The 25,058-nt window shown below is 72.7% G+C and carries 23 protein-coding genes and 1 pseudogene; 11 read left to right on the forward strand and 13 right to left on the reverse strand.

The window, feature by feature from the left end:
- Positions 1-203 precede the first annotated feature (203 nt).
- Entirely contained in the window at positions 204-2,612 is a 2,409-nt protein-coding gene (locus tag ABZ951_RS26885; RefSeq protein WP_344094078.1) for an excinuclease ABC subunit UvrA, read from the forward strand.
- A gap of 15 nt (positions 2,613-2,627) precedes the next feature.
- Here ABZ951_RS26885 and ABZ951_RS26890 read toward each other — a convergent pair whose 3' ends face one another.
- Entirely contained in the window at positions 2,628-3,452 is an 825-nt protein-coding gene (locus ABZ951_RS26890) for an SDR family oxidoreductase (protein WP_344094081.1), read from the reverse strand.
- Positions 3,453-3,739: 287 nt separating this feature from the next.
- Between ABZ951_RS26890 and ABZ951_RS26895 the strand changes: the two genes are divergently transcribed.
- Positions 3,740-4,894, forward strand: coding sequence for an FAD-dependent monooxygenase (locus ABZ951_RS26895; RefSeq protein WP_344094084.1), 1,155 nt, complete (start codon positions 3,740-3,742; stop codon positions 4,892-4,894).
- Between the two features lie 35 nt (positions 4,895-4,929).
- A complete protein-coding gene (locus ABZ951_RS26900) occupies positions 4,930-5,793 on the forward strand; it encodes a DNA-formamidopyrimidine glycosylase family protein (RefSeq protein ID WP_344094087.1) in 864 nt (287 codons plus the stop codon).
- 7 nt (positions 5,794-5,800) lie between these two features.
- Here ABZ951_RS26900 and ABZ951_RS26905 read toward each other — a convergent pair whose 3' ends face one another.
- Positions 5,801-7,240 (reverse strand): amino acid permease, encoded by a 1,440-nt coding sequence (locus tag ABZ951_RS26905; RefSeq protein WP_344094090.1) that lies wholly within the window; start codon positions 7,238-7,240, stop codon positions 5,801-5,803.
- Between the two features lie 90 nt (positions 7,241-7,330).
- Positions 7,331-9,670 (reverse strand): GH92 family glycosyl hydrolase, encoded by a 2,340-nt coding sequence (locus tag ABZ951_RS26910; protein ID WP_344094092.1) that lies wholly within the window; start codon positions 9,668-9,670, stop codon positions 7,331-7,333.
- Between the two features lie 244 nt (positions 9,671-9,914).
- Between ABZ951_RS26910 and ABZ951_RS26915 the strand changes: the two genes are divergently transcribed.
- Positions 9,915-10,658: a (2Fe-2S)-binding protein gene (locus ABZ951_RS26915; RefSeq protein WP_344094094.1), complete on the forward strand. Its 744-nt coding sequence runs from the start codon at positions 9,915-9,917 to the stop codon at positions 10,656-10,658.
- Here the strand turns inward: ABZ951_RS26915 and ABZ951_RS26920 are convergent.
- Positions 10,592-11,293: a PAS domain-containing protein gene (locus ABZ951_RS26920; protein ID WP_344094096.1), complete on the reverse strand. Its 702-nt coding sequence runs from the start codon at positions 11,291-11,293 to the stop codon at positions 10,592-10,594. The genes ABZ951_RS26915 and ABZ951_RS26920 overlap by 67 nt on opposite strands.
- Before the next feature lie 275 nt (positions 11,294-11,568).
- On the opposite strand from ABZ951_RS26920, the gene ABZ951_RS26925 reads away from it, so the two are divergent.
- The 3 genes from ABZ951_RS26925 to ABZ951_RS26935 all read left to right on the forward strand — a co-directional run bounded on the left by ABZ951_RS26925 (position 11,569) and on the right by ABZ951_RS26935 (position 14,337).
- Positions 11,569-12,894, forward strand: coding sequence for an NAD(P)/FAD-dependent oxidoreductase (locus ABZ951_RS26925; protein WP_344094099.1), 1,326 nt, complete (start codon positions 11,569-11,571; stop codon positions 12,892-12,894).
- Positions 12,895-12,990: 96 nt separating this feature from the next.
- Positions 12,991-14,028: a phosphatidylinositol-specific phospholipase C domain-containing protein gene (locus ABZ951_RS26930; protein WP_344094101.1), complete on the forward strand. Its 1,038-nt coding sequence runs from the start codon at positions 12,991-12,993 to the stop codon at positions 14,026-14,028.
- Between the two features lie 93 nt (positions 14,029-14,121).
- Positions 14,122-14,337, forward strand: a complete 216-nt coding sequence (locus ABZ951_RS26935) for a dodecin (protein WP_344094103.1) — start codon at positions 14,122-14,124, stop codon at positions 14,335-14,337.
- A gap of 75 nt (positions 14,338-14,412) precedes the next feature.
- Here ABZ951_RS26935 and ABZ951_RS26940 read toward each other — a convergent pair whose 3' ends face one another.
- From ABZ951_RS26940 to ABZ951_RS26955, 4 genes are all read right to left on the reverse strand, one after another.
- Positions 14,413-14,946: a GNAT family N-acetyltransferase gene (locus tag ABZ951_RS26940; protein ID WP_344094105.1), complete on the reverse strand. Its 534-nt coding sequence runs from the start codon at positions 14,944-14,946 to the stop codon at positions 14,413-14,415.
- Between the two features lie 23 nt (positions 14,947-14,969).
- The gene (locus ABZ951_RS26945) at positions 14,970-16,265 is read right to left on the reverse strand and encodes an asparagine synthase-related protein (RefSeq protein WP_344094107.1); all 1,296 of its coding nucleotides are present in this window, start codon (positions 16,263-16,265) and stop codon (positions 14,970-14,972) included.
- Positions 16,266-16,384: 119 nt separating this feature from the next.
- Positions 16,385-16,507, reverse strand: a complete 123-nt coding sequence (locus ABZ951_RS26950; protein WP_344094109.1) for a hypothetical protein — start codon at positions 16,505-16,507, stop codon at positions 16,385-16,387.
- Positions 16,508-16,581: 74 nt separating this feature from the next.
- A complete protein-coding gene (locus ABZ951_RS26955; RefSeq protein ID WP_344094112.1) occupies positions 16,582-16,740 on the reverse strand; it encodes a hypothetical protein in 159 nt (52 codons plus the stop codon).
- Between the two features lie 617 nt (positions 16,741-17,357).
- Here ABZ951_RS26955 and ABZ951_RS26960 point away from each other — a divergent pair.
- The 4 genes and pseudogenes from ABZ951_RS26960 to ABZ951_RS26975 all read left to right on the forward strand — a co-directional run.
- Positions 17,358-17,753 (forward strand): hypothetical protein, encoded by a 396-nt coding sequence (locus ABZ951_RS26960; protein ID WP_344094114.1) that lies wholly within the window; start codon positions 17,358-17,360, stop codon positions 17,751-17,753.
- The gene (locus tag ABZ951_RS26965; protein ID WP_344094116.1) at positions 17,737-18,261 is read left to right on the forward strand and encodes a DUF6879 family protein; all 525 of its coding nucleotides are present in this window, start codon (positions 17,737-17,739) and stop codon (positions 18,259-18,261) included. Before ABZ951_RS26960 ends, ABZ951_RS26965 begins: the two co-directional genes overlap by 17 nt.
- Before the next feature lie 7 nt (positions 18,262-18,268).
- Entirely contained in the window at positions 18,269-19,108 is an 840-nt protein-coding gene (locus ABZ951_RS26970) for a helix-turn-helix transcriptional regulator (RefSeq protein WP_344094119.1), read from the forward strand.
- Between the two features lie 653 nt (positions 19,109-19,761).
- Positions 19,762-19,869: pseudogene (locus tag ABZ951_RS26975) on the forward strand (dodecin family protein); the annotation flags it as partial.
- 212 nt (positions 19,870-20,081) lie between these two features.
- Here ABZ951_RS26975 and ABZ951_RS26980 read toward each other — a convergent pair.
- Genes ABZ951_RS26980 through egtA form a run of 5 tightly spaced genes read right to left on the reverse strand, consistent with a single transcriptional unit; the run spans position 20,082 to position 24,892 of the window.
- The gene (locus ABZ951_RS26980; RefSeq protein ID WP_344094121.1) at positions 20,082-20,555 is read right to left on the reverse strand and encodes a universal stress protein; all 474 of its coding nucleotides are present in this window, start codon (positions 20,553-20,555) and stop codon (positions 20,082-20,084) included.
- The gene (gene egtD, locus ABZ951_RS26985) at positions 20,552-21,526 is read right to left on the reverse strand and encodes an L-histidine N(alpha)-methyltransferase (RefSeq protein ID WP_344094123.1); all 975 of its coding nucleotides are present in this window, start codon (positions 21,524-21,526) and stop codon (positions 20,552-20,554) included. The genes ABZ951_RS26980 and egtD overlap by 4 nt, the downstream gene beginning before the upstream one ends.
- Entirely contained in the window at positions 21,523-22,287 is a 765-nt protein-coding gene (gene egtC / locus ABZ951_RS26990; RefSeq protein WP_344094125.1) for an ergothioneine biosynthesis protein EgtC, read from the reverse strand. Before egtC ends, egtD begins: the two co-directional genes overlap by 4 nt.
- On the reverse strand, positions 22,287-23,615 hold the full coding sequence (gene egtB, locus ABZ951_RS26995) for an ergothioneine biosynthesis protein EgtB (protein WP_344094127.1): 1,329 nt from the start codon (positions 23,613-23,615) through the stop codon (positions 22,287-22,289). The genes egtC and egtB overlap by 1 nt, the downstream gene beginning before the upstream one ends.
- The gene (gene egtA, locus ABZ951_RS27000; protein ID WP_344094130.1) at positions 23,612-24,892 is read right to left on the reverse strand and encodes an ergothioneine biosynthesis glutamate--cysteine ligase EgtA; all 1,281 of its coding nucleotides are present in this window, start codon (positions 24,890-24,892) and stop codon (positions 23,612-23,614) included. Before egtA ends, egtB begins: the two co-directional genes overlap by 4 nt.
- Positions 24,893-25,058: the final 166 nt, after the last annotated feature.

Here is a 25,058-nt window from a genome sequence, read left to right on the forward strand (position 1 = left end):
GACGGGCTGATGTGGCTGAGCTCAGCCACCACCAGCCCGTCCGGCGATTGAGGACGCGCCCGCAGGGCGCTCGCCGCCGCAGGCGGCAACGACGAACGCGCCGTAGGCGGCACGGCCCCACCCGCCCCGCTCAGCGAACCCCGTACCGCCTAAAATCGGCGCGAACCGTACCCGCAGTGCCCGACCCGTGGAGAGCAGCCCCGATGAACCGTCCGGCAGGCGCCCACGACCCCTACGTCCGGGTGCGCGGTGCCCGGGAGCACAATCTCCGGGCCGTCGACGTCGACATCCCCCGCGACGCCCTCGTCGTCTTCGCCGGTGTCTCCGGGTCCGGCAAGTCGTCCCTGGCCTTCGGCACCCTCTACGCCGAGGCCCAGCGCCGCTACTTCGAGTCCGTCGCCCCCTACGCGCGCCGGCTCATCCACCAGATCGGCGCCCCCAAGGTCGAGGAGATCACCGGGCTCCCGCCCGCCGTCGCCCTCGAACAGCGCCGCTCCGCCCCCACCTCGCGCTCCTCCGTCGGCACGGTCACCACGCTGTCCAACTCGCTGCGCATGCTCTTCTCCCGCGCCGGAACCTATCCCGAAGGCGCCCCGAGGCTCGACTCCGACGCCTTTTCGCCCAACACGCCCGCCGGGGCCTGCCCGGAGTGCCACGGCCTGGGAACCGTGCATCGCGTCACCGAGGAGTCCCTGGTCCCCGACCCGGCGCTGTCCATCCGCGACGGGGCGATCGCCGCCTGGCCGGGCGCCTGGCAGGGCAAGAACCTCCGCGACATCCTCGCCGCCCTCGGCCACGACATCGACCGCCCCTGGCGCGACCTCCCGCGGGCGGACCGGGACTGGATCCTGTTCACCGACGAGCAGCCGGTCGTCACCGTGCACCCCGTGCGCGACGCCGAGCGCATCCAACGCCCCTACAAAGGCACCTACATGAGCGCCCGCCGCTACGTCCTGCACACCGTCGCCGACTCCCGGAGCGCCACGCTGCGGGCCCGCGCCGAGCGGCACCTGGTGAGCGCGCGGTGCCCGCGGTGCGACGGGCGGCGGCTGCGGCCCGAGGCGCTCGCCGTCACCGTCGCCGGCCACGACATCGCCGCCCTGGCCGCCCTGCCGCTCTCCCGCCTCGCCACGGTCCTGCGGCCCCTCGCCACCGGCGAGGACGCGGCCGGGACGCTCGCCGCCGACCTCGTCTCCCGGATCGAGGTGCTCACCGAACTCGGCCTGGGCTACCTCGGCACGGACCGCCCCACCCCCACCCTGTCCGCCGGCGAGCTCCAGCGGCTCCGGCTCGCGACACAGCTGCGCTCCGGCCTCTTCGGCGTCGTGTACGTCCTGGACGAACCCTCGGCCGGCCTGCACCCCGCCGACAGCGCCGCGCTGCTCACCGTCCTCGACCGCCTCAAGGCCGCGGGAAACTCCCTCTTCGTCGTCGAACACCACCTCGACGTGGTGCGCCGCGCCGACTGGATCGTCGAGGTCGGACCGCGCGCGGGCGAACACGGCGGGCGGGTGCTCTACAGCGGCCCGCCGGCCGGACTCGCGGACGTCGCGGAATCGGCGACCCGCCGCTTCGTCTTCCCCGACGGCACCGCGCCCCCGCCCCGCACCCCCCGCGCACCGTCCGGCACCCTCCGCCTGCGCGGCGTCACCCGGCACAACCTCCGCGACCTCGACGCCGACTTCCCCCTCGGCGTCTTCACCGCCGTCACCGGCGTGTCCGGCTCCGGCAAGTCCACCCTCGTGGGCCAGGTGCTCGCGGACACCGTCGCCGCTCACCTGGACGGGCAGGGCGGCGACGTGGCCGCCGAGGGGCTGGACGCCGTCGACCGGCTCGTCCGCGTCGACCAGCGGCCGATCGGCCGCACCCCGCGCTCCAACCTCGCCACGTACACCGGCCTGTTCGACGCCGTGCGCAAGGTGTTCGCCGCGACCGACGGCGCCCGCGCCCTCGGCTACACCGCAGGCCGCTTCTCGTTCAACGTCACCGCCGGCCGCTGCGAGGTCTGCCAGGGCGAGGGCTTCGTCGCCGTCGAACTGCTCTTCCTGCCCGGCTCGTACGCCCCCTGCACCGCCTGCCACGGGGCGCGCTACAACCCCGAGACCCTGGAGATCACCTACCGGGGCGCGAACATCGCCGAGGTCCTCGACATGACCGTCGACACCGCCACCGGCTTCCTCGCCGACGTGCCCGCCGCCCTGCGGAGCCTGCGGACGCTCCAGGACGTGGGCCTGGGCTACCTGCGCCTCGGGCAGCCCGCCACCGAGCTGTCCGGCGGTGAGGCCCAGCGCATCAAGCTCGCCACCGAACTCCAGCGCGCCCACCGCGGCCACACCCTCTACGTGCTGGACGAGCCCACCACCGGCCTGCACCCCGCCGACACCGAACTGCTCCTGCGCCAGCTCCACGGCCTGGTCGACGCCGGCCACACCGTCGTGGTCGTCGAACACGACATGACCGTCGCGGCGGGCGCCGACCACGTCCTCGACCTGGGCCCCGGCGGCGGGGCCGAAGGCGGCCGGATCGTGGCCGCCGGCACCCCCGAAGAGGTCGCGGCCGCACCCGGCAGCGCGACGGCGAGCTATCTGAAGGCGGCGCTGAGCCGACGGTAGACCGGCCCGCGGCGGCTACCGCCGAAGCTCCCAGACCGCCGCCTGCTGCTCCTTCGTCCCCTCGACGCGGTCGGCCGGCAGGAAATTGCGGTAGAGGCCGGAGTCCTCCTCCACCAGCCGCACGAACAGGTCGACGATCTCCTCCGGGTCCTTCTGGCTCTCGCCCGTGATCTCGGTGTAGTCGTCGGTGAGGTGCACCTCGACGCCGAAGTCCGTCGTGAACCGCTCGGCGCTGAAACTCCGGTCCCAGTCGAACCAGGTGCGCAGGGAGTTGCCCATCCGGTCGTTGAACCCCGTCTGGTACGGGCCCGGGTTGATGGTGGCGACCTGGACGCCCAGCGGCTTCAGCTCGTCGTGGAGGGCCTGGGCGATCGCCTCGATCGCGTACTTGGAAGCGCAGTACGGCCCCAGATAGGGATTCGTGGTCAGCCCGGCGATCGAGGACAGCCAGACGATGCGCCCACTGCCCCGCCCGGCCATCTGCCGGGCGAACCCCTGCGTGAGCGCGAGGTTGCCGAAGACGTTGACCTCGAAGACGCGCCGGACGAGGTCCACCGGAATCTCGGACAGCGGCCCCATCTCCCCGACGGCGGCGTTGTTGAAGAGGACGTCCACCTCCCAGGTGTGGGCCCGGCGCCGGTGGAGTTCGTCGGTGACGTCGAGGTTCTCCACCCGCAACCGCACACCGCGGTCCCGGGCCGCCTCCAGAAGGCCGGTCATCTGCGGCCGGTTCTCGGCGGCCGCGATGACGTGATGGCCCCGTTCGGCGAGCCGCAGGGCGGCATCGCGGCCGAACCCGGAACCGGCCCCGGTGATGAGGACGCGCTTGCTGTCGGTCATGAGAAGTCACCTTCGGGGGTGCGCCGTACCGTGTCGGGGCCCGGGCGGTTCGCCCGCCCCGGCCTTCGGACGGTACGACAGCGGAGCGCGGCGCCCGTGCGACGACCCGCCCAGCAGGCGGACAGGGCCCGGCTGCCGGACGTCAAGCCCCCGAACGGACGCACCGGCGGCGCCCGCGGCCGCCGCCCGGGCCCGCCGTCCGCCCGACGCGCTCTGGACGGCCCGGCCCCCCGCCCCGATACGCTCGGACCGGGCCCCGACGGGCCCCGGCATCAGGACGGAGCACCATGACGCGCGCTCTGATCATCGGCGGGGGCATCGCCGGCCCCGTGACCGCGATGGCCCTGCGCCGGGCGGGCCTCGACGTCAGCGTCCACGAGGCGTACCCCGGCGCCGCGGACCACCTCGGGGCGTTCCTCGTCCTCTTCGCCAACGGCCTCGCCGCCCTGCGCGCCATCGGGGCCGAGGCGGCCGTCCGCGCGAGCTCCTTCCCCGCCGACAGCGTCGAGTTCCTCGGCCCCTCGGGCGAACCGCTGGGCACCCACCCCATCGCCGGCTCCCGGGACCCCGGGCTGCGCCCCCGCACCCTCCAGCGGTCCGCCCTCTACCGGGCCCTCCACGACGAGGCCGCGCGCCGGGGCATAGCCGTCGAGTACGGCAAGCGCCTCGTCGACATCACGACCGGCCGGCACGGCACCGTCGTGGCGGCCTTCGCGGACGGCTCCCGCGCGGAGGGCGACCTGCTCGTGGGCGCCGACGGCATCCACTCCGTCACCCGCGCCGTCCTGGACCCCCACGCGCCCCCGCCCCGCTACACCGGCTACACCAGCGTCTGCGGCCGCACCCGCGAAACGGTGCACCCGGCGCCGCCCCGCACCTACCGCATGATCTTCGGGCGGCGGGCGTTCTTCGGCTGCACCACCGCCCCGGACGGCACGACGCACTGGTTCGCCAACATCCGCGGCCCCGAGCAGCCACGCTCCGCACCCGGTGACCGGTGGCGCCGGCACGCCGCCGAGGCCCTCGCCGCGGACCGCTCCCCGGCCGCCGCCGTCGTCGCCGCCACCGGCGCCGAGGTCGTCGGCATGAACTGCTACGACATGCCGACCACGCCCGTCTGGCACGACAGCCGCACGGTCCTGGTGGGGGACGCCGCCCACGCCACCGCGCCGCACGCCGCCCAGGGCGCGTCGATCGCCGTCGAGGACGGCGTCGTCCTGGCCCGCTGCCTGCGCGATCTCCCTGATCCGGAGCGGGCGTTCGCGGCGTACGAGCGGCTGCGGCGCGAGCGCGTCGAGCGCGTCGTGGCGGCGAGCGCGGGCCTGGCCGACCGCGCACGGCCGGCCCCCGGGGAGCGGCGCGAGCGTGACGCCGCCGCGGACCCGGCCGGCGGCGACTGGCTCACCGGCTACCGCGTCGAGTGGGATGCCCCCGTCGGCTGACTTGCCGCGCCCGCCCGCTGCGGCAGACTGGAGCCATGCCGGAGCTGCCGGAGGTCGAGGCCCTCGCCGCATTCCTGTCCGAGCGCCTGGTCGGCCGCACGGTCGAGCGGGTCCTGCCCGTCGCCGTGAGCGTCCTCAAGACGTACGACCCGCCGCTGACCGCCGTCGAAGGGCGGGCGGTCACCGCGGTGCGCCGGCACGGCAAGTTCCTCGACCTCGTCACCGACGACGGCCCCCACCTGGTCTTCCACCTCGCCCGGGCCGGCTGGCTGCGCTGGCGGGACCCCCTGCCCGGCGAGCCACCCCGCCCCGGCAAGGGGCCGCTCGCCCTGCGGGTGCGGCTGACGGGCGGCGCCGGCTTCGACGTCACCGAAGCGGGCACCCAGAAGCGGCTGGCCGCCTACTGCGTGCGCGAGGTGGCGGAGGTGCCCGGCATCGCCCGGCTGGGCCCCGACCCCCTGGCCCCGGACTTCACCCCGGATGCCTTCGCGGCCCTGCTGAGCGGCGAGCGGCGGCAGCTCAAGGGCGTCCTGCGCGACCAGAGCGTCATCGCGGGCATCGGCAACGCCTACTCCGACGAGATCCTGCACGCGGCCCGCATGTCCCCGTTCAAGCTCGCCGCGAGCCTGACGCCGCAGGAGACCGCCGTGCTGTACGAGGCGGTCGGCGCGACGCTGCGCACGGCCCTGGAGCGGGCGCGCGGGCACGCCGCGGGGGAGCTGAAGGCCGAGAAGAAGAGCGGGCTGCGGGTCCACGGCCGGACCGGGCAGCCCTGCCCGGTGTGCGGTGACACCATCCGCGAGGTGTCCTACAGCGACTCCTCCCTCCAGTACTGCCCGACCTGCCAGACCGGCGGCAAACCCCTCGCCGACCGGCGGCTCTCCCGGCTGCTGAAGTAACCGCACCTCAGGGGCGCGGCGCGTCGTCGGTCCGTTCGCCCCCGGTGCGGGCCAGCTTCGAATTGCGGTAGGAGTAGCCGAAGTAGACGATCAGGCCCACCAGGAACCACACGGCGAACCGGGCCCAGGTCTCCACGGCCAGGTAGGTGATGAGCCAGATGGAGGCGGCGACCCCGATCGCGGGCACCAGCGGCACGGCCGGGCAGCGGAAGCTGCGCGGCAGCTCCGGCCGCTTGTAGCGGAGCACGATCACGGCGCCGCACACCACGGCGAAGGCCAGCAGGATGCCGATGTTGGTCAGCTCGGCGGCCTCGCCGATGGGCACGAAGCCGGCGATCGCCGCGGACGCGACGCCGACGATCCAGGTCACCCGGGTGGGCACGTGCCGGGTGGGGTGGGTCTTGGCGAACCAGTGCGGCAGCAGCCCGTCCCGGCTCATGGAGAACCACACCCGCGTCACCCCGAGCATGAAGGTGAACATCACGGTGAGGATGCCGATGATCGCGCCGACCGCGATGACGTCCGCGAGCCAGCCCAGCCCCACGGACTTGAACGCGGTGGAGAAGCCGCTCTCCTTGTCGATCTCCGTGTAGTTCTGCATGCCCGTCAGCACCAGGCAGGCCAGGACGTAGAGCACCATGGAGATCGCGAGCGAGTACAGGATGGCCTTGGGCATGTGGCGCTGGGCGTCCTTGGACTCCTCGGCCGCCGTGGACATGGCGTCGTAGCCGAACACCGCGAAGAAGACCGTGGCCGCGCCGGTGAACGCGCCGCTCACCCCGAAGGGGAAGAACGGCTCGTAGTTGGAGGACTTGACGTGGAAGAAGCCCACCACGACGACCACGGCGACGACGACGACCTTGAGGATGACGACGACCGTCTCGAAGCGGGCGGCGTTCTTGATGCCGAGGGTGAGCGTGTAGGCGATCAGCAGGCACAGCACCGCGGCGAAGAGGTCCACCCGGTGCCCGTCCCCGGTCCCCGGCGCGCCCAGCATCCATGCCGGGAGCTCGGCGTTGACCTCGTCGAGCAGGAAGTTGATGTACCCCGAAATGCCGATCGCGACGACGGCGACAATGGCTGTGTACTCCAGCAGCAGGTCCCAGCCGATGAACCAGCCGGCCAGCTCGCCGAGGACGACATAGCCATAGGTGTAAGCCGACCCGGCCCGGGGGATCAGGCCGGCGAACTCCGCGTAGGAGAAGGCCGCCGCGGCGCTCGCGACGCCCGCGATCAGGAACGAGATCAGCACGGCCGGGCCCGCCGTGCCGTTGGCGATGGTGCCGGCGAGGCTGAAGATGCCGGCGCCGATGATGCCGCCGACGCCGATGGCCGTGAGCTGCCACAGCCCCAGGGTGCGGGTCAGCTGCTCGTCGGCGCCGCCCTCCTCGATCGTCTCGATCGGTTTGCGGCGCAGAACGCCCTGCCCCATCCGGAGCCCGGCCATGTGGTGTCCTCTCGTCGGCTCTGACGGCCGATCATTTTGGCCGAGCGGGGGCGGCGAACGGAAGACGCCGCCCCGCGCCGGCCCGGTGGTTCAGCCGATGGCGGGCGCCACGGCGGGCGGCGACGTGCCCCAGTCGGACGGGGAGTCACCCACGGTGAAGTCCAGGCGGTGACCGGCCGTCAGCTGCCGCGTGGTCAGGTACGTCCGCGGGTGGGCCGCGCCGTCGAGCGTCACCCCCTGGGTGTACCGGCGGGCGGCGGAGGTACCGGGCGCGGACACCGTGAAGCGTCCGTGCGGGTACCAGCGCGGATCCAGCCGCAGCTCCACCCGGTCGAACAGCGGGGTGCTCAGGCCCCAGGCGTCCCCGCCGGGCTGCACCGGGTAGACGCCGATGGCGGACAGCACCATCCACGCGGACATGGTGCCCAGGTCGTCGTTGCCGGTCATGCCGGTCGGCGCGTCGGTGAAGAGGGTGAGCGCGGCGTGCACCACGTCCGTCGTCTTCCACGGCTTGCCGGTGGCGAGGTAGGTGTACGGGGCGATGAGGTCGGGTTCGTTCTGCGGGTTGTACTTGTCGGCGTTGTAGTAGGCGTACGGGCCGTTGACCCACACTTCGCGCGCCGTCCTGGCCGGGTCCTTCAGCAACTGCTCGTAGGCGAAGAAGGAGTCGAGGCGGCGCTCGGCCGCCTGCCTGCCGCCGATCAGCTCGATCATCCCGGGCAGGTCCTGCGGGACCAGCCACTGGTACTGCCAGGCGGTGCCCTCGTGGAAGCCGACGCTCTTGGCCGGATCCGCGGGACCGGCGAACGTGCCGTCGGCGCTGCGGGCCCGGAAGAAGCCGGTGCTCGGGTCGTGGACGTTGCGGTAGTTGCGCGAACGGGCGGCGTAGCGGCGCGCGTCGTCCTCGTGCCCCAGCTCCCGGGCCATCTTCGCCAGCACCGCGTCGGCCAGCGCGTACTCCAGCGTCGCCGAGGCCCCCTGGTGGAAGTCGGAGTCGCCGGGCTTCTTGGGTCGCCCGGGGACGTACGGCACGTAACCGCTCTTGAGATACTCGGCGTTGGCGTCCCGGCCGGCCGCGGGCGAGGCCGCCGGGGGCACGCCGTCCGCGTTCTTCTTCAGCGCCCGGTACGCCTCTTCCTCGTGGCCCTTCAGCAGCCCGTGCTGGTAGGCGTTGGTGAGGAAGGGGGTGACGGGGTCGCCGGTCATGATGTTCGTCTCGACCGTGGCGTACCCCCACTTGGGCAGCCAGCCGCCCTCCGCGTCGACCCGCAGCACCGACAGCGCCATGTCCCGGGACTCGCGCGGCGCGAGCAGCGCCAGCAGCTGCGCCTGGGTGCGGTAGGTGTCCCACAGCGACCAGTTCTGGTAGTACGCCTCCCCGCCGAACTCGGCGGTGCGGTGCTTCTTCCCGTCCCAGCCGGTGTAGCGGCCGTCGGCGTCGCTGCCGATGTTGGGAGCGAGGAAGGAGCGGTACAGCGACGAGTAGAAGGTCCGCCGCAGGGTGGTGTCACCGCCCGCGACCGTGACGTCGCCCAGCCGCTTCTCCCACGCGGCGCGCGCCTCCCGCTCCGTCCGGTCGAAATCCCGGCTCTCCGCCCGGAGGTTGCCCGCCGCGCCCGCGGCGTCGACGTAGCTGACGGCGGTGGTGGCCTCGACAGTCCGGTCGCGGGTGGTGTCGAAGCGCACCCAGGCGCCGTTGCGCCCGGTCGACGTCGAGCTCCGGGAGCGGGTGACCCGGTCGCCGTTCCAGGTGCCGGAGGTGGTGAAGGGGCGGTCGAAGCGGGTGAGGGTGTGGACGGTGTACGGGCGGGTGTCCTGGCAGAAGCCGCGCCCGGTGATGGTGGTGCGGATGGTGCGGGAGTCGACCACCTCGGCGGTCGTCGACACCGTCCGGTGCAGCGACTGGCCCGTGTTGAGCAGGACGTTGGCCTTGTCCGTCGCGGGGAAGGTGTAGCGCTGCCGGCCGGTGCGCGCGGTGGCCGTCAGTTCGGCGGTGATGCCGCCGGAGAGCTTGACCCGGTAGTAGCCGGGTCGGGCCACCTCGTCGGCGTGGCGGAACCCGGCCGCGTAGCGGGCGTTGTCGGTCCGGTTCACCTCGCCCGTGGTGGGCAGCACGGGCAGGTCGCCGCCGATGCGGCAGCCGACGCCGGACAGGTGGACGGTGCTGAAGCCCCGGATGTGGTCGTCCTTGTAGTCGTAGCCGGTGCTGTGCCCGGTGTCGGGGGAGAGCTGCACCATGCCGAACGGCACGGCGGCCCCCGGAAAGGTGTTGCCCTCGTTCTGGCTGCCGATGAAGGGGTTCACCAGGCCCGTCAGGTCACCGTCCGGCGCCGCCGCCTCCGGGGGCAGGAGGCCGGTAGCGCCGAGCACGGCCGCGAAGGCGAGCGCGGCCGCGCCGGTGCGCAGCCGCAGGTGTCCGGTCCATCTCATCGTCCACGCCCCTCGTGTGCGCGCTGACATCACTGACATCGTTGTCAGCGCCGAGGCTCGCCTGAGGCGTACGGGGTGTCAAGGATGCGTTGGATGGTGGGCGTGGTGGCTCCCGGGGTCCCGGCCAACTCGTCCGGCTCAACATGGCGCAGACGTGACGTCAGGACGAACCGGAGAAGACCGGAAGGAACCGGAGCGAAGGGGCCCGGGCGGGCCCCGGCGGCCCGTGTAGCATCTGCCCGGCATGCCGACTGACAGGGACACCACCCCGCCCACGCGCCTTCAGGAGCCCGGCTCCGTCGGGCCCTTCTTCGCCCTGCGCACCGACGACGGGAACGCGGACGCCGAGGGGTACCTGCCCCTGCCCGGCCGGATCGGCGAGGCCGTCCGGCTCCGGACGCGGACCGTGGCCGACCGGCTGGGCACCGCGGACCGGCGCGTGGCCGCGTCCGTCGCCTTCCAGGGCATCGCGGGCCGGCTGCTCTCCGTGGCCCTCGGGTCCGCGGTGCTGAGCGGGGGAATCCCCGACCTCTGTGACGGCCGGCTCGGGTGGCACCCCGCCCGGACGGCCCCGGAGGACCTGTGGCTGCCGCGCCCCACGGCCCTGCCGCACCCGGCCGGCCTCGCCGAGCAGATCCGCGAACACGTCGTGCACGGGATCCTGGCGGACCTGCACCGGGCCACCCGCGAGGCCGTCCCCGTCTCCGGGCGGCTGCTGTGGGGCAACGCCGGATCGGCCCTGGCCGGTGCGCTGCGGGTCCTCCACACCTGGTGCCGGGAACAGGACCGCCCCCGGGAAGCCGGCCGCGCGCTCGCCCTGGCCCGGGCCGTCCTGGAAGACCCCGTCCTGCGCGACACGGGCACCCTGACCGCCCGGGCGGACACCGGCCCGGCCTTCGTCCGCACCACCTGCTGCCTGTACTACCGGGTGCTCCCCGGCGGCATGTGCGGCGACTGCGTGCTGCGGCACCCGCCCCGCGCCCGCTGAGGCGCCGGGGAAGGCGGCCACTCCCGCGTGGAGAGCACCCCCAGGACGTACGCCTTGGCCACCAGCGCCGTGCGGTTGGGCACCCGCCAGCGGCGGGTGAGCCGGGTCAGGTGGTAATTGACGCCGTCCACGGTCAGGCCCACGACCTTGCCGATCGCCGAGGTCGTGGCCCCGGCCGCCGCCAGCGCCAGGATGTGCCCCTCCACCACGCTGACCTCCGCCATCGGCTCGGCCGGCCGCGGCCGCGGCACCGTGTCGGAGGGCCGTACCCGCAGGACCGCCAGCAGCACGGGGGCCGCCGGGAACGCGTCACCGACCGGATCGACCGTCAGCTCACCCTCCCGCTCGACCCCGTCCGCGCCCACCAGCCAGCGCACCTGGACCGGGTGCCGGGGCCGCCGGCCGTGCCGCAGCGCCTCCAGGTGCCGGTCGAGCCGCCCGGCGGCGTGCGGCCGGAACAGCTCCTGAAGGTTCCTGCCGCGCAGCCGGACCGGCGCCGCCCCCCATTCGGCCGCCATCGCCGGATTGGCGACCGTCACCTCGCCGTCCGCCCGGCAGACCGCGATCGGCGTGGGGATCCGTTCGAGGAGCAGCAGGAAATGGTTGCGCCAACTGATGTGTTCGTCGCTGCCCACGCGTTTTACCGGCCCCTCGCTCGTTCCGTGCCCGTCCAAGGGCTCGTCCAGTGCTTGCCCGGCGGGCCGCGCGCGGGAGCCTCGCACCGCGAACGACTGCACAATCGTGCAGTTCTGTATACGAGCCGGAGAGCTCGCTTCCGCCGGAGTTTGGGTGCGGCACGCCCCGGATACCCGGGACGAGGGCACGCCTTTCGCCACCGTGTTCGCCCGCCCGGCCGTGCCCCCTCTCGCGTCCGCCGGGCCCGTCGAACCCGCCGACCCAGGAGCCGTCAGTGAGCAGCCGAGCCCGCATCGTCATCGTCGGAGCCGGATTCGCCGGTTACCGCGCCGCCCGCGAGCTGTCGCGCAGGGCGCGCGGAGCGGCCGAGATCGTCCTGATCAACCCCAATGACTACTTCCTCTACCTGCCCCTGCTCCCCGAGGTCGCCGCCGGGGTGCTCGAACCGCGCCGGGTCTCCGTTTCGCTGACCGGGACCCTGCCGCGCGTCCGGCTCGTCCTCGGCCACGTCGACGGGGTGGACCTGGCGGCCAAGAGCGTCGCCTACGTCGACCCCGAGGGCAACCGCGGCACCATGGCGTACGACCGGCTGGTATTGACCGTCGGCAGTGTGAACAAGCTGTTGCCGATCCCCGGTGTCGCCGAACACGCGCACGGCTTCCGGGGCATGCCCGAGGCCCTCTACCTCCGCGACCACATCGTCCGCCAGACCGAGCTGGCCGGCGCGACGGACGACCCGGAGGAGCGCGCCGCCCGGCTGACGTTCGTGGTCGTCGGGGCCGGATACACGGGCACCGAAGTCGCGGCCCACGGCGTGCTGTTCACCGACGGGCTGGTGCGCCGCAACAGCGCCCTGCGCGATCAGGGCGTCCGGCCCCGCTGGCTGCTCGTCGACGTCGCGCCCCGCCTCCTGCCCGGGCTGGACGAACGGCTCTCGCGCACCGCCGACAAGGTGCTGCGGGCCCGGGGCGCGGAGATCCTCACCCGCACGTCCGTCAAGGAGGCGACCCACGAGGGCGTCCGCCTCGACAACGGGGACTTCGTCGCGACCCGCTCCCTCGTCTGGTGCGTCGGGGTGCGGCCCGACCCGCTCGTCCAGGCCATGGGCCTGCCCACCGAGCAGGGCCGGCTGTGCGTGGACGAGTACCTCACCGTGCCCGGCCACCCGGACGTCTTCGCCTGCGGTGACGCCGCGGCCGTGCCGGACCTCACCCGGCCCGGCGAGCTCACCCCCATGACCGCGCAGCACGCGCAGCGGCAGGGCAAGGCCGTCGCCCGCAACGTCGCCGCCTCCTACGGGCGGGCCGAGCGCCGCCCGTACCGCCACCGCGACCTGGGGTTCACCGTCGACCTCGGCGGGGTGCAGGCCGCGGCCGACCCCCTGCACATCCCGCTGTCCGGCCCGCTCGCCAACGCCGTCACCCGCGGCTACCACCTGGCGGCGATGCCCGGCAACCGCGTCCGGGTGGCCGCCGACTGGCTGCTGGACGCCGTCCTGCCCCGCCAGGGCGTCCAGCTCGGCCTCGTGCGCTCCGGGTCCGTCCCCCTGGACACCGAGACCCCGGAGCTCGTCCGGACCCCCCTCGACCGCGACAACTGACCCGCACTCACCACCCCCGCCCACGAGTAACTCCTGCCACTCCCGTACCCTGCTGCTCGCCCGGAACCGGGCACGGGGACGAGAGCGGTGGGGGACATGCGCACAGCCGTACGAGCAGGAACGATCGCGGTCACGGCAGCGGCGGCGCTCGCCGTCACGGGCGCCGCACCGGCGGGGGCGGGCACCGGCCCAGCGTACTCCGCCACCACCTCCGTGGGCGTCCACAACGCCTACGAGACGGCCAAGTACCCCTACTTCGCCGACGCCCTGGACTCCGGGGCCTCGCTCCTCGAACTCGACGTGTGGACCAACGGCATCGGCGGGCGGTCCTTCCGCGTCTCGCACGCCAACCCCCTGCGCAACGACAACAACTGCGAGGGCGCGGCCTCCCCCGCCGAGCTGCGCACCAAGGCCCGCAACCAGCCGCTCGCCGGGTGCCTCGCCGACATCCGGGCCTGGCACGACGCCCACCCCGGCCACCGCCCGGTCCTCTTGAAGGTGGAGATGAAGGACGGGTTCAACGCGAACAGCGGTCGCGGGCCCGCCGAGTTCGACGCGCTGCTCACCGAGCGGCTCGGCGACGCCCTCTACCGCCCCGCCGACCTCGCGGCCGGCCACGCCACCCTGGACGAGGCGGTACGGGCCAAGGGCTGGCCCACCCGGCCGGAGCTCGCGGGCAAGTTCGTCGTGGAGCTGATACCCGGCACGGTGGAGGAGAAGAACCCCGCCGACCGGCTGTGGACCGACCGTGAATACGCCGGTCACCTGCGCGAGCTGGCCGCCGCCGGCCGCCTCGGCACGGCGGGCGCCTTCCCCGCCGTCCACGGCGCCGCCGCCGGCGACCCCCGCACCCGCTACACCGACGCCGCGATCCGCCCGTGGTTCGTCCTCTTCGACGGCGACGCGACGGCCTACACCCGGGGCGGCATCGACACCGCCTGGTACCGGGCCCGCAACTACCTCGTCGTCATGACGGACGCCCACAAGATCGCGCCCGCCATCGACGTCACCCGCCCCACCGAGGCGCAGGCGCGCGAGAGGGTGGCCCTGCTCGCGAAGGCCGGGGCCAGCTTCACGACCGCGGACTGGTACCCGCTGCCGCAGGTCCTCTCCACGGTCCTCCCGCGCGGCTGACCGCCGACGCCGACGGCGGCGCTCGCCTCGCGGGACGCCGCCGGGTGCGGCACGGTGGTGGAGTCCGGACCGCCCAGTGCCTGGAGAAGCCCCATGACGGACCACACCTACCGCGTGACCGAGATCGTCGGGTCCTCGCCGGACGGCGTCGACGCAGCCGTCCGCAACGGGCTCGCCCGCGCCTCGCGCACGCTGCGCAACCTCGACTGGTTCGAGGTCACCCAGATCCGGGGACACCTCGACGAGGGCCGGATCGGCCACTACCAGGTGGGCCTGAAAGTCGGGTTCCGGCTGGACGACGGCGACTGAAAACGCCTGTTCACCGCATGGACCAGCCCCGTCTCCTCCGCGCACGGCGGAGCCGTAAGGAAGACGGGCCAGGCGTCAGCCCGGGAGAACGGCGAAGCGCTCGTTGAGGTCCTTGACGGGTTCAGCGCGGCGGGCCATGAGGTAGACGCGGGAGTTGGTGCGCTGCACTTCGTGGACGAGCTTGAAGCCTTGGGTCTCGTTGTAAGCGACCAGCCCGGGGAAGCTGCATCCACGCCGGACCCAGCGTTTGCCCTCAGCGACGGCGCGGTCCACGGCCCACAGGGCCATGGTGGTTCCGGGCTTGTGCCGGCGGTACGCGGGGTCGGTGACGCTGGAGTAGAGATAGTGAGCCGGCTCTGCCCGTTCCTCGTCCGTCCAGCCCCACGGCGGTGTCTGGTCCTGCACGGTAATGAACCCGATGATCTTGTCGGCTCCGTCGTCCGCGAGGATCCACACATCGCCGTCGGGGTTCTCGGCCTGTCCCGCGAGGTCGGCGGCGCTCTCCCGCCAGCTCGGCAGGCCCCGGTCATCCAGCCATTCCGAGCGGGCGAGGATCATGGCTTCGACGGCTGGGATGTCGGCGGCCGCGGCCGGTCGCATGGCGAACATGTCTCTCCTGTTTCCTGGTGGCGTCAGAGGAAGGCTTGGGCGGCGAAGTGGAGGTCCAGCACTTCGAGGAGCTGGGCGTCACCGTCTTCGCGGTAGGGCCCTTCGGACAGCCGGCGCACGGCTCGGCGGAGCCCGTCCGGGTCCACCACCTTCTCTTCGAAGAGGGATGAGCCGTCGTGGAGCATGCGGGCGAAGAGGGGGCGGGCGTGGGTGGTGAGGGTGTGCTGGACGACCTCGGCGAAGGACTCGCGCGCGCGGGATTCCGTGACGTCCCGGCTCAGCCCGAGGGCGGCGAGCCGGCGGCGCTGGAGTTGCTTGAGTTCGCGCCAGTGCATAGGCAGCCACTCGCCGAGCTGGACCATGCCGGGGTCGGCGAAGGGGTGGACGGGCCAGATGCCGGCGCGCATCAGTACGGGGGCCGTGGTCTCCAGGGACAGCAGCGTCATGCTGTTGACGGCGGCGGGCGGGGCGATGTTGTCGTCCGCGTACTCCAGCGCGGCCCGCGCCCGGGGGCCGATCCAGGGCAATGCGTCGCTGACCTCGCCCATGGACTTGTGCGGGTACTCGTCCTGGGACAGGGCCACCATCTCGTCGCCCCCAAGGCCCGTGACGACTACTCGTGCCCCGTGTTCGGCCAGGGTCTCGGTCAAGCGGGTGAAGGGGCGGTGCAAGGGTTCTTCGTACGGACTGATGCGCTCACCCCGCACCCGGGCACACTCCGGATTGAGCGGGGCGTGTTCCATCGCGTCGACCAAATGGTCCGGCTCGGCGAAGGGAAGCGTTTTCAGGATCTCGGCGCGCCGTCGGATCTGGTGGGCTCGACCGGGGCCGGCGATGAGGAGGGCGGCGGTCGGGAAGCGGCCGGGGTGACGTTCGGTGAGGCGAGTCCCGACGGTGCCGGAGTCGAAACCGCCGGTGAGGTGCAGCACGGTGTCCACTTCGCCGAATGGGCGCAGCTCCAGGGCGTCGTCCATGGCGGCGACGAAGGCGGTGAGGACGTCGGCGTCGGGGGCGAGTTCGCGGGGGCCGCTGTGCAGGACGGGTTCGGGGTAGCGCAGGTTCAGGTGGCCGCCGTAGGTGGCGGTCGTGCGCTCGGTGACGCGGTGGATGCCGCGGAACACGGTCTCGGTGCTGTAGCGGGGCCGGTAGATGAGCAGCCGCGCGACCTCGCGGGGTGACAGGCCGACGGCATGGTCGGCGAGGTCGGCCATGTCCCACGATCCGTACAGGCTGGTGGTGTCGCTCGCGACGTAGAGCGGGGCGATTCCTCCCGGGCCCGCCGTCACCCGGCACGGCAGGCCCGGGGCCGTCTCGATCACGACGTAGTCGGCGGGCCACTGCGTGGCCAGCTCGGCCGCCTTGTCGAGGTCCCCCGGGCTGGCCTCGGTAGGGCCGGGCTGGGCCGTCGGGCGGCGCGCGACCCGTTCCCGCGTGGTGATCAGCGTGCCACCATCGGCTGGTCGAACGGGGCGATCTCGCTCGTGCCGTCGGTCGTGACGTACCGGCGGCCGTCCCAGGTCCACGTGGTGCTCGCGTACGGGGTGAGGCGCAACTTGATCACGGTGTGCTCTCCCTTCGAAGGCCCGAGGGGCGCGGCAAACCGGCCCCTCGGGGTGGTGGAGACGAACTTTTTGATCAGGTGGTGGTGTCGTACGTCTTCGCGCCGTCGGAGGAACCCGAGGTCTTCTTGTACTCGTGGGTCTCCGCCGGCGTCTGGACCCGGCGGTGCGCCTTGGTGGTGAACAGCCTCTCGAAACTTTGCGCGCGCCTGAGAGGCGGGGTGAACTCGTGCACGACCTCACTCCTGTTGCTCTTCCAACGCGGGGAACGCCCCCACGTGGCGGTGCTCTTGCGGGCCCGCCCCGGCGGGACGGACCCTTCTCGTCCGCCCGCGCACTGCCGTAGACGGCTCGCGCCGATCGGCCTCCAACCTGCGGCACTCGGCGCAGCCGGCCACCGGCCTCTCGCGCAGAGGAAGCGTCAGGTGCACAGGATTCGACATGGACGTGTCGCTACTCACCGTCGGCCGCCTCCGTCCCGGCCGGCCCGGTTCGCCTCGGAGACTCGCGCACGGAGCTGTGCGATGCGCTCGACGACCCCGGCTGCTGCCCTGTCCTGCACGGGTGCGGCTTTTCGTCCGCCGACCGGTAGCTCCTTGCCCGTGTTGGTCGCTTTCTGCGACCCGTCGGCCAAAGGTCTGCCCTGGCCGGACGTTCTCCCGATCTCCATGATTCGGTTCCCCGCCCTGAATCTCGCGTGACTTGGATTCCCAGACGACCGTAGGGAGCTGTTGACCCAAAACCCAAGCAGATTGCGCGAGTTTGCGGCAGGTAGGTTGACGGGGGGATACGCCGAACGGACGATCGGTCCTCTGAGCAATCCGGCGCAAGGAAGCGGACTGGAGAGCGACGATGAAGCTACGGTTCCTCGGCAAGAACAGCACCCCTGGTGACAGCCCCACCCTCTACGCCACCGACCGGGACAGTTACATCGTCCAGGGCTGGAAGGTCTACGCGAACGACCTACTGACGCGGCTGGACGTACCAGCCGGCCACACGGCCGTGGAAGTGCCGCCCGAGTTGTTCGAACATCTGGTCAACGACGGCCTGACATCAGGCAAGATCAAGCGCTTCGAGGCGCCGATCATGCTGGTGACGGACCAGGAGACGTGCGTTCTTCAAGGACCTGCTATGACGGACGCCGAAGCGCTCAGTCAGATGCGCATGCCTGACTACGAGACCTGCGTCGAGGTCCCCAAGTCCTCGATCATGGCCCTGCTGGAGGAGAACAGTGGACCTGATCACTAGCGCCGAGCGCGACAAGCTTTTCGAAAGCTTCGAGCGCGACGCCTTCCACCTCGAACTGCGGGACGACTACGGCTCCCCCGTCGAGGACACCCCGTACGCCCGCTGGCAGCGCGGCGAGCCCGACCGCTACGCCTGGCTCGACCCGTGGATGACCCTCATGAAGCGGGTGACGGGCCAGGGAAAGACGGTGCGTCGGGTCCGCGTCATCAGCGAGCCGCATTCGCAGTACGTCCGCTGGGAGCACTCCCTGACCCGCTTGAACATTGAGGCCGGCGAAGACATCCGATGGCTGCCGCGGCACCAGGTACCCGGCTCCCTGATCTTCCCCGTGTCGGGTAACGACTGGTGGCTGTACGACGACCGTCTTCTGGCGATCGGCCACTTCAGCGAGGACGGCCGCGTCCTCGGGTCCGAACTCATCGACGACCCCGCCACGGTCGCGGAGTGCGTCAAGGTCCGTGACACACTCTGGTCCGCTGCTATCCCGCACAGCGAGTACAAGCCCTGATCCACCGGTGAGCAACAGAGCACAAGAGGCCCGGGAAGCTCTGGGCGCCCGGCTGCGCGGGTTCCGCAAGGACGCGGGATTCGCCAGCGGCCGAGCGTTCGCAGCAGCCATGGGCTGGCAGGAATCCAAGGTCTCGCGCATCGAGAACGGCCGGCAGAACGCCAGTGAGGAGGACATCCGGCTCTGGTGCCGGAAAGCCGGCACGGAGGATCAGGTCAATGATCTGATCGCCACGGTGCGGCACATCGAGGAACTGTGGCTGGAGTGGCGACGCCAACTCCATACGGGGGCGGAGCAACGACAGCGCAAGGCGCTCCCTGTTTACGCGAAGACAAAGGTATTCCGGATCTTCCACCCCACAGTGGTGTGGGGCACGCTCCAGACGGCCGAGTACGCTGCTGCAACATTCCAACAGGTCGTCAGCTTTTATGAAATCCCGGATGACACGGATGCTGCGGTGGCCAAGCGCATGGAACGCCAACAGTACCTCTATCAGGGTAATCGCATATTCAATGTGCTCCTCTCCGAGCAAGCCCTGTATACGAACATCGGTGGGAAAGACGTCATGCGGGGCCAGCTGGACCGGCTTCTCGCGGTAATGGGTCTTCCTCGCCTCAGTCTCGGGTTCATCCCGCGTGATGCACTGATGCACCTCTGGCCCGGCAACTCGTTCTCGATGTTCGACGACAAGCTTGTGCTGGTCGAGACCTACTCCGCCGAGTTCTCGGTCACCCAGCCGCGGGAAATCACCCTCTACGCGAAAGCCTTCGACTTGTTGAAGAGGTCTGCCGTATACGGCGAGCGCGCCAAGGAACTCATCACCAGGGCGCTTGTCCACTTGGACTAGGCGGTCCGGGAGGAAGCCCGATCGGCGCACTACTGCCATCGCATGGCGAGATCAGGTGCTCGCGCTCTATGACCGGGGCCTGAATGCAGAGGAGATACGGCGCATCATGCTCCTGGAGCAGGGCGGCGAGGGCTACGAGCCCGGCATGGGGAGAATCAAGGAGAAGTACTCGCCGTGCTCTACGACGATACGGGCCGATGCGGCCTCGGTAACGTCCGAAGCAAGGCCGCCCAGACCGAAGGGGCTCACATTGAAGACTGCACCGCGTCCGTACGCCGAGATCCACTGTGGCAGCGTCCACCTGACCATCGAGCGCCTACCGGCCAGGCTTCTGGCCATTGTCGCGAGTCTGGTCAGCTCAGGCGTCACAGCATGGCTGATGACCCGATAAACCAGCAGGTCCCGTCACCGGCCAACCCGGCATCGGCAAGTCCACTCTTGCGCACGCCGTCAGCCTTCCGGCACCGAGCGACACAGATGCTGCGGCCAGCGCTGGAACCCAATGCTGCACGCCCCGCCCGGGGTCGAACCGTGGGAGAAGAGTCACCACGGGACCGCGCCAGGCGGGGCGGTCGCAGGACCACCGCACTACGGGGCGTCGCTCCGTTCTGCTGCGCACGCGCGCGCGTGGCGTTCTCGGTCCTGCGCTCTGCTTGTCCTGGTTCGAGGTCACCCAAATCCGGAGACACCTTGATGAGGGCCGGATCGGGCACTACCGCGTGGGCCTGAAAGTCGGGTTCCGGCTGGACGACGGCGACTGACGGACGCGCCGCCGGGCTTTCCCGCACGGTGGCCTTCGAAGCCGCGCCCGGCAGTGCCTTCAGGGCCCTGGAAGCCGGCACGACAGCCGCTGAGGGCTCTGCAGGGCGGGCCGTTCACCCGGAGGTGTCGGCGGAGGGCGCGAAGCACACGGCGGCCGGGTCCGCGCTCGCGCCGCTGAACGGTGCGGCCCACCACCCCCCGCCCGCAGGGATCACGGCACCACCGTGACCGGCCACCGCCCCGCCTTGACCAGCCGGACGGCGACCGAGCCGACGATGCGGTGGCCCGCCTGCTCGGAGGCGCCGACGACCACCGCGTCCGCCGTCAGCTCGTCCGCCGCCCGGACCAGGCCGGAATAGGGGTCGCCGTGGAAGGTGTGGAACTCCCACCGCACGGCGAAGGTGCCCCGCAGCCGCTCCGCCGTGGCGCGGATCTCCGCCAGCAGGTCCTCCGCGACCTCCTCCGTCAGCTCCGCGACCGGCGCGCCGAGGGCGGCGCCGCCGGCCAGGAACGGCTGGACGTACACGACGGCCAGCAGCGCGTTCTGCCGGCGGGCCAGGCCCGCCGCGTAGGCGGCGGCGCGCCAGGAGGGGTCGGAGCCGTCGACCCCCACGACGATCACCTTGGGACCGTCGGTCCCGCGTTCGAAGCCGGTCGGCAGGCTCTCGTTCCTCTGTTCGCTCACACAGGGAGGCTAACCGGCACGGACAGGGACAGCGCGAACCGGCCCTGCTCGTCGGTCCACCAGTGGGTGCTCTCCAGCCCGGCCGCGGCCAGCTCGGCCCGCACCCCCGCCCGGCGGAACTTCGCCGAGACCTCCGTGCGCAGCTCCTCTCCCGCCGCGAAGTGCACCGCCAGATCGAGCGCCGGGACCTTGACGACTACGGCGGACCGGGCCCGCAGCCGCATCTCGATCCACTCCCGCTCCGCGTCCCACAGGGCGACGTGGTCGAAGTCCCCGGGGTCGAAGTCGGCGCCGAGCTCCCGGTTGACGACCTCCAGGACGTTCTTGTTGAACGCGGCGGTCACCCCCGCCGCGTCGTCGTAGGCGGCGACGAGCGTGCGCTCGTCCTTGACCAGGTCGGTGCCCAGCAGCAGCGCGTCCCCGGGGGCCAGCTCGGCCCGGACGCCGGCGAAGAAGGCCGCCCGCTCGTCCGGCTGGAGATTGCCGATCGTGCCGCCCAGGAAGGCCAGCAGCCGGGGCCCGGGCGTGTCGGGCAGCGGAAGCCCGTACTGGAAGTCGGCGATCAGCGCGTGCACGGTCAGCTCCGGGTGCTCGGCGAGGAGCACCTCGGCCGCCCCGGTGAGGGCGCTCTCGCTGACGTCGACGGGCACATAGGTGTCGAGCGCCGGGAGGGCCCGGATGAGGTGGCGGGTCTTGTCGGACGAGCCCGAGCCCAGCTCCACGAGCGTACGGGCGCCGGTGGCTTCGGCGATCTCCCCGGCGCGGGCGACGAGGATCTCCCGCTCGGCGCGCGTCGGGTAGTACTCGGGCAGCTCCGTGATCTCGTCGAACAGCTCGCTGCCCCGGGCGTCGTAGAACCACTTCGGGGGGAGCTCCTTGGGCGAGCGGGTCAGCCCCGTGGCGACGTCCGCGCGCAGCGCCGCGGCGGTCGCGTCGAGGGGAAGGGTCCGGGTCAGGGCGAACGGACTCACGAAACGGGCTCCTTGAGCGGGACGAGCGGGGACAGCGCGACATCGGTGCGGGTGGCGGTGAGCAGGCAGTTGTCGGGGGCCTCGGCCCAGCGCGGGTCGTCGTCGTAGGGCTCGGAGGCGACGGCCGTGCGGCCGCCGGGGCCGGTGAGGTACCAGAGGGTGTCCCCCCAGGCGGTCGCGGTGATGGACACGCCGTCGGTGAGGAGCAGGTTGAGACGGGACCCGGGCGCGGCCTCCGCCAGCGCCGCGACGGTGCCCGCGAGCGCCTGCCCGGGCGCCTGCCCCTCTCTCAACCGGTGCTCGACCAGCGCCCACACGAACGCCGAGTCGCACCGCGCCTCCAGCCGCAGCAGCGCACCCGGCGGCAGCAGCGCGGTGAGCGGGGCGGCGGAGTCCGGCCAGCCGGTCAGCGCCCCGTTGTGGCTGAACAGCCACGGCCCGCCGGCGAACGGGGCGGCCGCCGCCTCCCCGTCCGCGTCCGCCGCGGTGGCGTCCCGCACGGCCGCGAGCAGGGCCCCGGTCCGCACCACCCGGGCGAGGTCGGCGAACGACGGATCGGCCCAGACGGGCCCGGCCCGCCGGTAGCGCGCGGGCACCGGGTCGCCCGCCGCGTACCAGCCGACGCCGAACCCGTCGGCGTTGACCGTCCCGTACCGCTGCCGGCGCGGCGCCCACGACTGGCGGAACAGCGAGTTCGGGGGATCCACCACAGCGGCGCCGATGGGGGACTCCGGCCCCAGCACCGCGATATGACGGCACATCAGCGAGGCTCCGCGTCGCGTGCGGTGCGGAACCCGGCGAAGATCTGCCTGCGCACCGGCAGGTCCCAGTTGCGGAACGTCCCCCGGCAGGCCACCGGGTCGACGGCGAAGGACCCGCCGCGCAGCACCTTGCACGTGTCGCCGAAGAAGACCTCCGAGTACTCGCGGTAGGGGAACGCCCGGAAGCCGGGGTAGGGCAGGAAGTCGCTGGACGTCCACTCCCACACGTCGCCGATCAGCTGCCGCACCCCCAGCGGGGAGGCGCCCGCCGGATAGGCGCCGACCGGGGCCGGCCGCAGGTGCCGCTGCCCCAGGTTGGCGCGCTCGGGGGTGGGATCCGCGTCGCCCCACGGATAGCGCCGCGAACGGCCCGAGGCGGGGTCGTGCCGGGCGGCCTTCTCCCACTCCGCCTCGGACGGCAGCCGCCGCCCCGCCCAGGCCGCGTACGCCGCGGCCTCGTACCAGCCGACGTGCAGGACCGGTTCGTCCGGCGGAACGGGCTCCACGACCCCGAACCGTCGGCGCAGCCAGGTGGTGCCCTCGCGCCGCCAGAACAGCGGCGCCACGAGCCCGTGGCGCCGCACCTGCTCCCAGCCCCGGGGGTGCCACCACCGGGCGTCGTCGTACCCGCCGTCCTCGATGAACCGCAGGTACGCGCCATTGGAGACCGGCAGCGTGTCGATGAAGAAGGAGGGCACGAGGCGGCGGTGGGCGGGCCGCTCGTTGTCCAGGGCCCACGGCTCGGTGGACGTGCCCATCGTGAACGGGCCGCCCTCGACGAAGACCTCCGCCGGCAGCCCGGCCGCGTCCGGCCCGGCCGGCGGCGGCTCGGGCGCGGTGAGCGCGGCCGGACCGCGCCGCAGCTGATGGGTGATCAGCATGGTCTCGTCGTGCTGCTGCTCGTGCTGCGCGATCATGCCGAAGGCGAAGCCGGCCTCCACCAGCGGCGCGCCGCGCAGGGGCGTCGCGTGCAGGACGTCCAGGACCCGCTCGCGCACCTCGGCCGCGTAGCCGTGCGCCTCGGCGGGCGGCAGCAGGGGCAGCGCGGGCCGGGCGGCCCGCGGGTGCTCGAACGCGTCGTACACGGAGTCGATCTCGGGGCGCAGCGCCTCGCGCCCGCCCACGGCGCGCAGCAGCCACTGCTCCTCCTGGTTCCCGATGTGCGCGAGGTCCCACACCAGGGGCGACATCAGGGGCGAGTGCTGGGCGGTGAGCTCGGGCTCGTCGACGCACGTGGTGAGGGCGCGGGTGCGCTCACGGGCGGTCAGCAGGGCATCCACGGCGCGCTGCCGGAAATCCTCCTCGGCCACCGGTTCGGGGGCGGTCATGTGCGGTTCTCCTTGCCGGTGACGTGGTCCAGGAGGTCGTCGGCGGGGCACCGCCGCCGGTCGACGTACCGCTCGGTGAAGGTGTCGACGGCGTCGAGGACGCGCCGCCGCGCCCCCAGCCGGGGCAGCGCCTCGCGGGCCGCCGCGAAACAGGCGACGGCGGCGGCGTGCAGCTCCGGGTCGGCCAGCCCGTGCCGGGCGGCGTTGCGCCACAGCGGGTTGTCCGGCGGCGGCGCCTGGCCGGCGGTGTCCGCGAGGGCCTTCACCGCGCGGTACGCGGTCTCGGCGGCCACCGGGTCGTCGAACAGCGCCGCCGTGACGGCGAGCGGCACCAGCCAGCCGTCCTCCCCGGGCTGGGCGTCGATCATGCGCAGCTCCAGGTGGCCGCGCGGCCGGACGGGCGGGAACAGGGTGGTCAGGTGGTAGGCGACGTCGTCGGCCGTGGCCGGCCGGGGTCGCCCGGTCCGGGCCCACCGGCGCAGGTCAAGCCCCGCGGGCGGCACCCAGGGGCGTCGGCCGGACCGCAGGCACATCACCGGGGCGTCCAGCGCGTACGCCGCCCAGGCCGCGCGCGGGTCGGGGCCCTCCGGCGGCGCCAGGGCACGCCCGGGGTCCACCCGCGTGTAGGCGGCCTGCCGGGTGGAGCGCCACCCGGTCGGGCGGCCCAGGTGCAGCGGGGAGTTGGCGAAGGCGGCGACCAGGACCGCGCCCAGCAGGTGGGCGAGGCGCCAGCGCCGCCCGTACCCGAGGGGGCCCGGTTCCTCGAAGCCGGCGTCGAGGGAGACCTGCACGGACGCGGTCCGGCACATGATGGTGCGGCCGGCGGTGCTCCACCGGTCGTAGTGCGCCTCCATGGCGTCGTAGCGGGGGGTGGCCAGCACGCGGCGCGGCGGGTGCCAGGGGTCCTGGCCGTATCCGGCGAGGGTGAGCCCGAGGTCGCGCAGTGCGGGACGGGCTCGGGCGAGGTCGGCGGAGACCTCCTCCACGCAGGCGGTCAGGGACCGCGCGGGGCGGGAGCTGAACTCCAGCTGACCACCGGGTTCGACGGTGATCAGGGACCGCAGGGGCAGGGCGCGCAAGCGGTCGGCGGCGGCTGCCAGCAGGGGCGGGGCGACGGGCCGGGCCGGGTCGCCCAGGTCGTGCACGAGCCATTCCAGTTCGACACCGAGCAGCCGTGGCGGCCCGGTCTTGAAACAGATGCCGCGCACCAGCGAGTCGGCTTCCGCTTCACCGACGACGCGTGGGGGACCCGCCCTGTCGGACTCGGTTTCGGTCACTGTCCGTGCCTCCGTTCACAGCCGATGCCGTCTGATCCGGTGACTCCAGTAAAACCATGCCGCACAGCCACCTCAAGGGTGCCTGGGGGTGACCGGGCCGCGCCGCCCCTCGCGGGGCGGCGCCGGATCCGGGGTCACCCCGTTATTGTGGCGAGCCCTTGACGCG

The organism is Streptomyces sp. NPDC046215 (assembly GCF_040646215.1).
Taxonomy (GTDB): Bacteria; Actinomycetota; Actinomycetes; order Streptomycetales; family Streptomycetaceae; genus Streptomyces; species Streptomyces stramineus.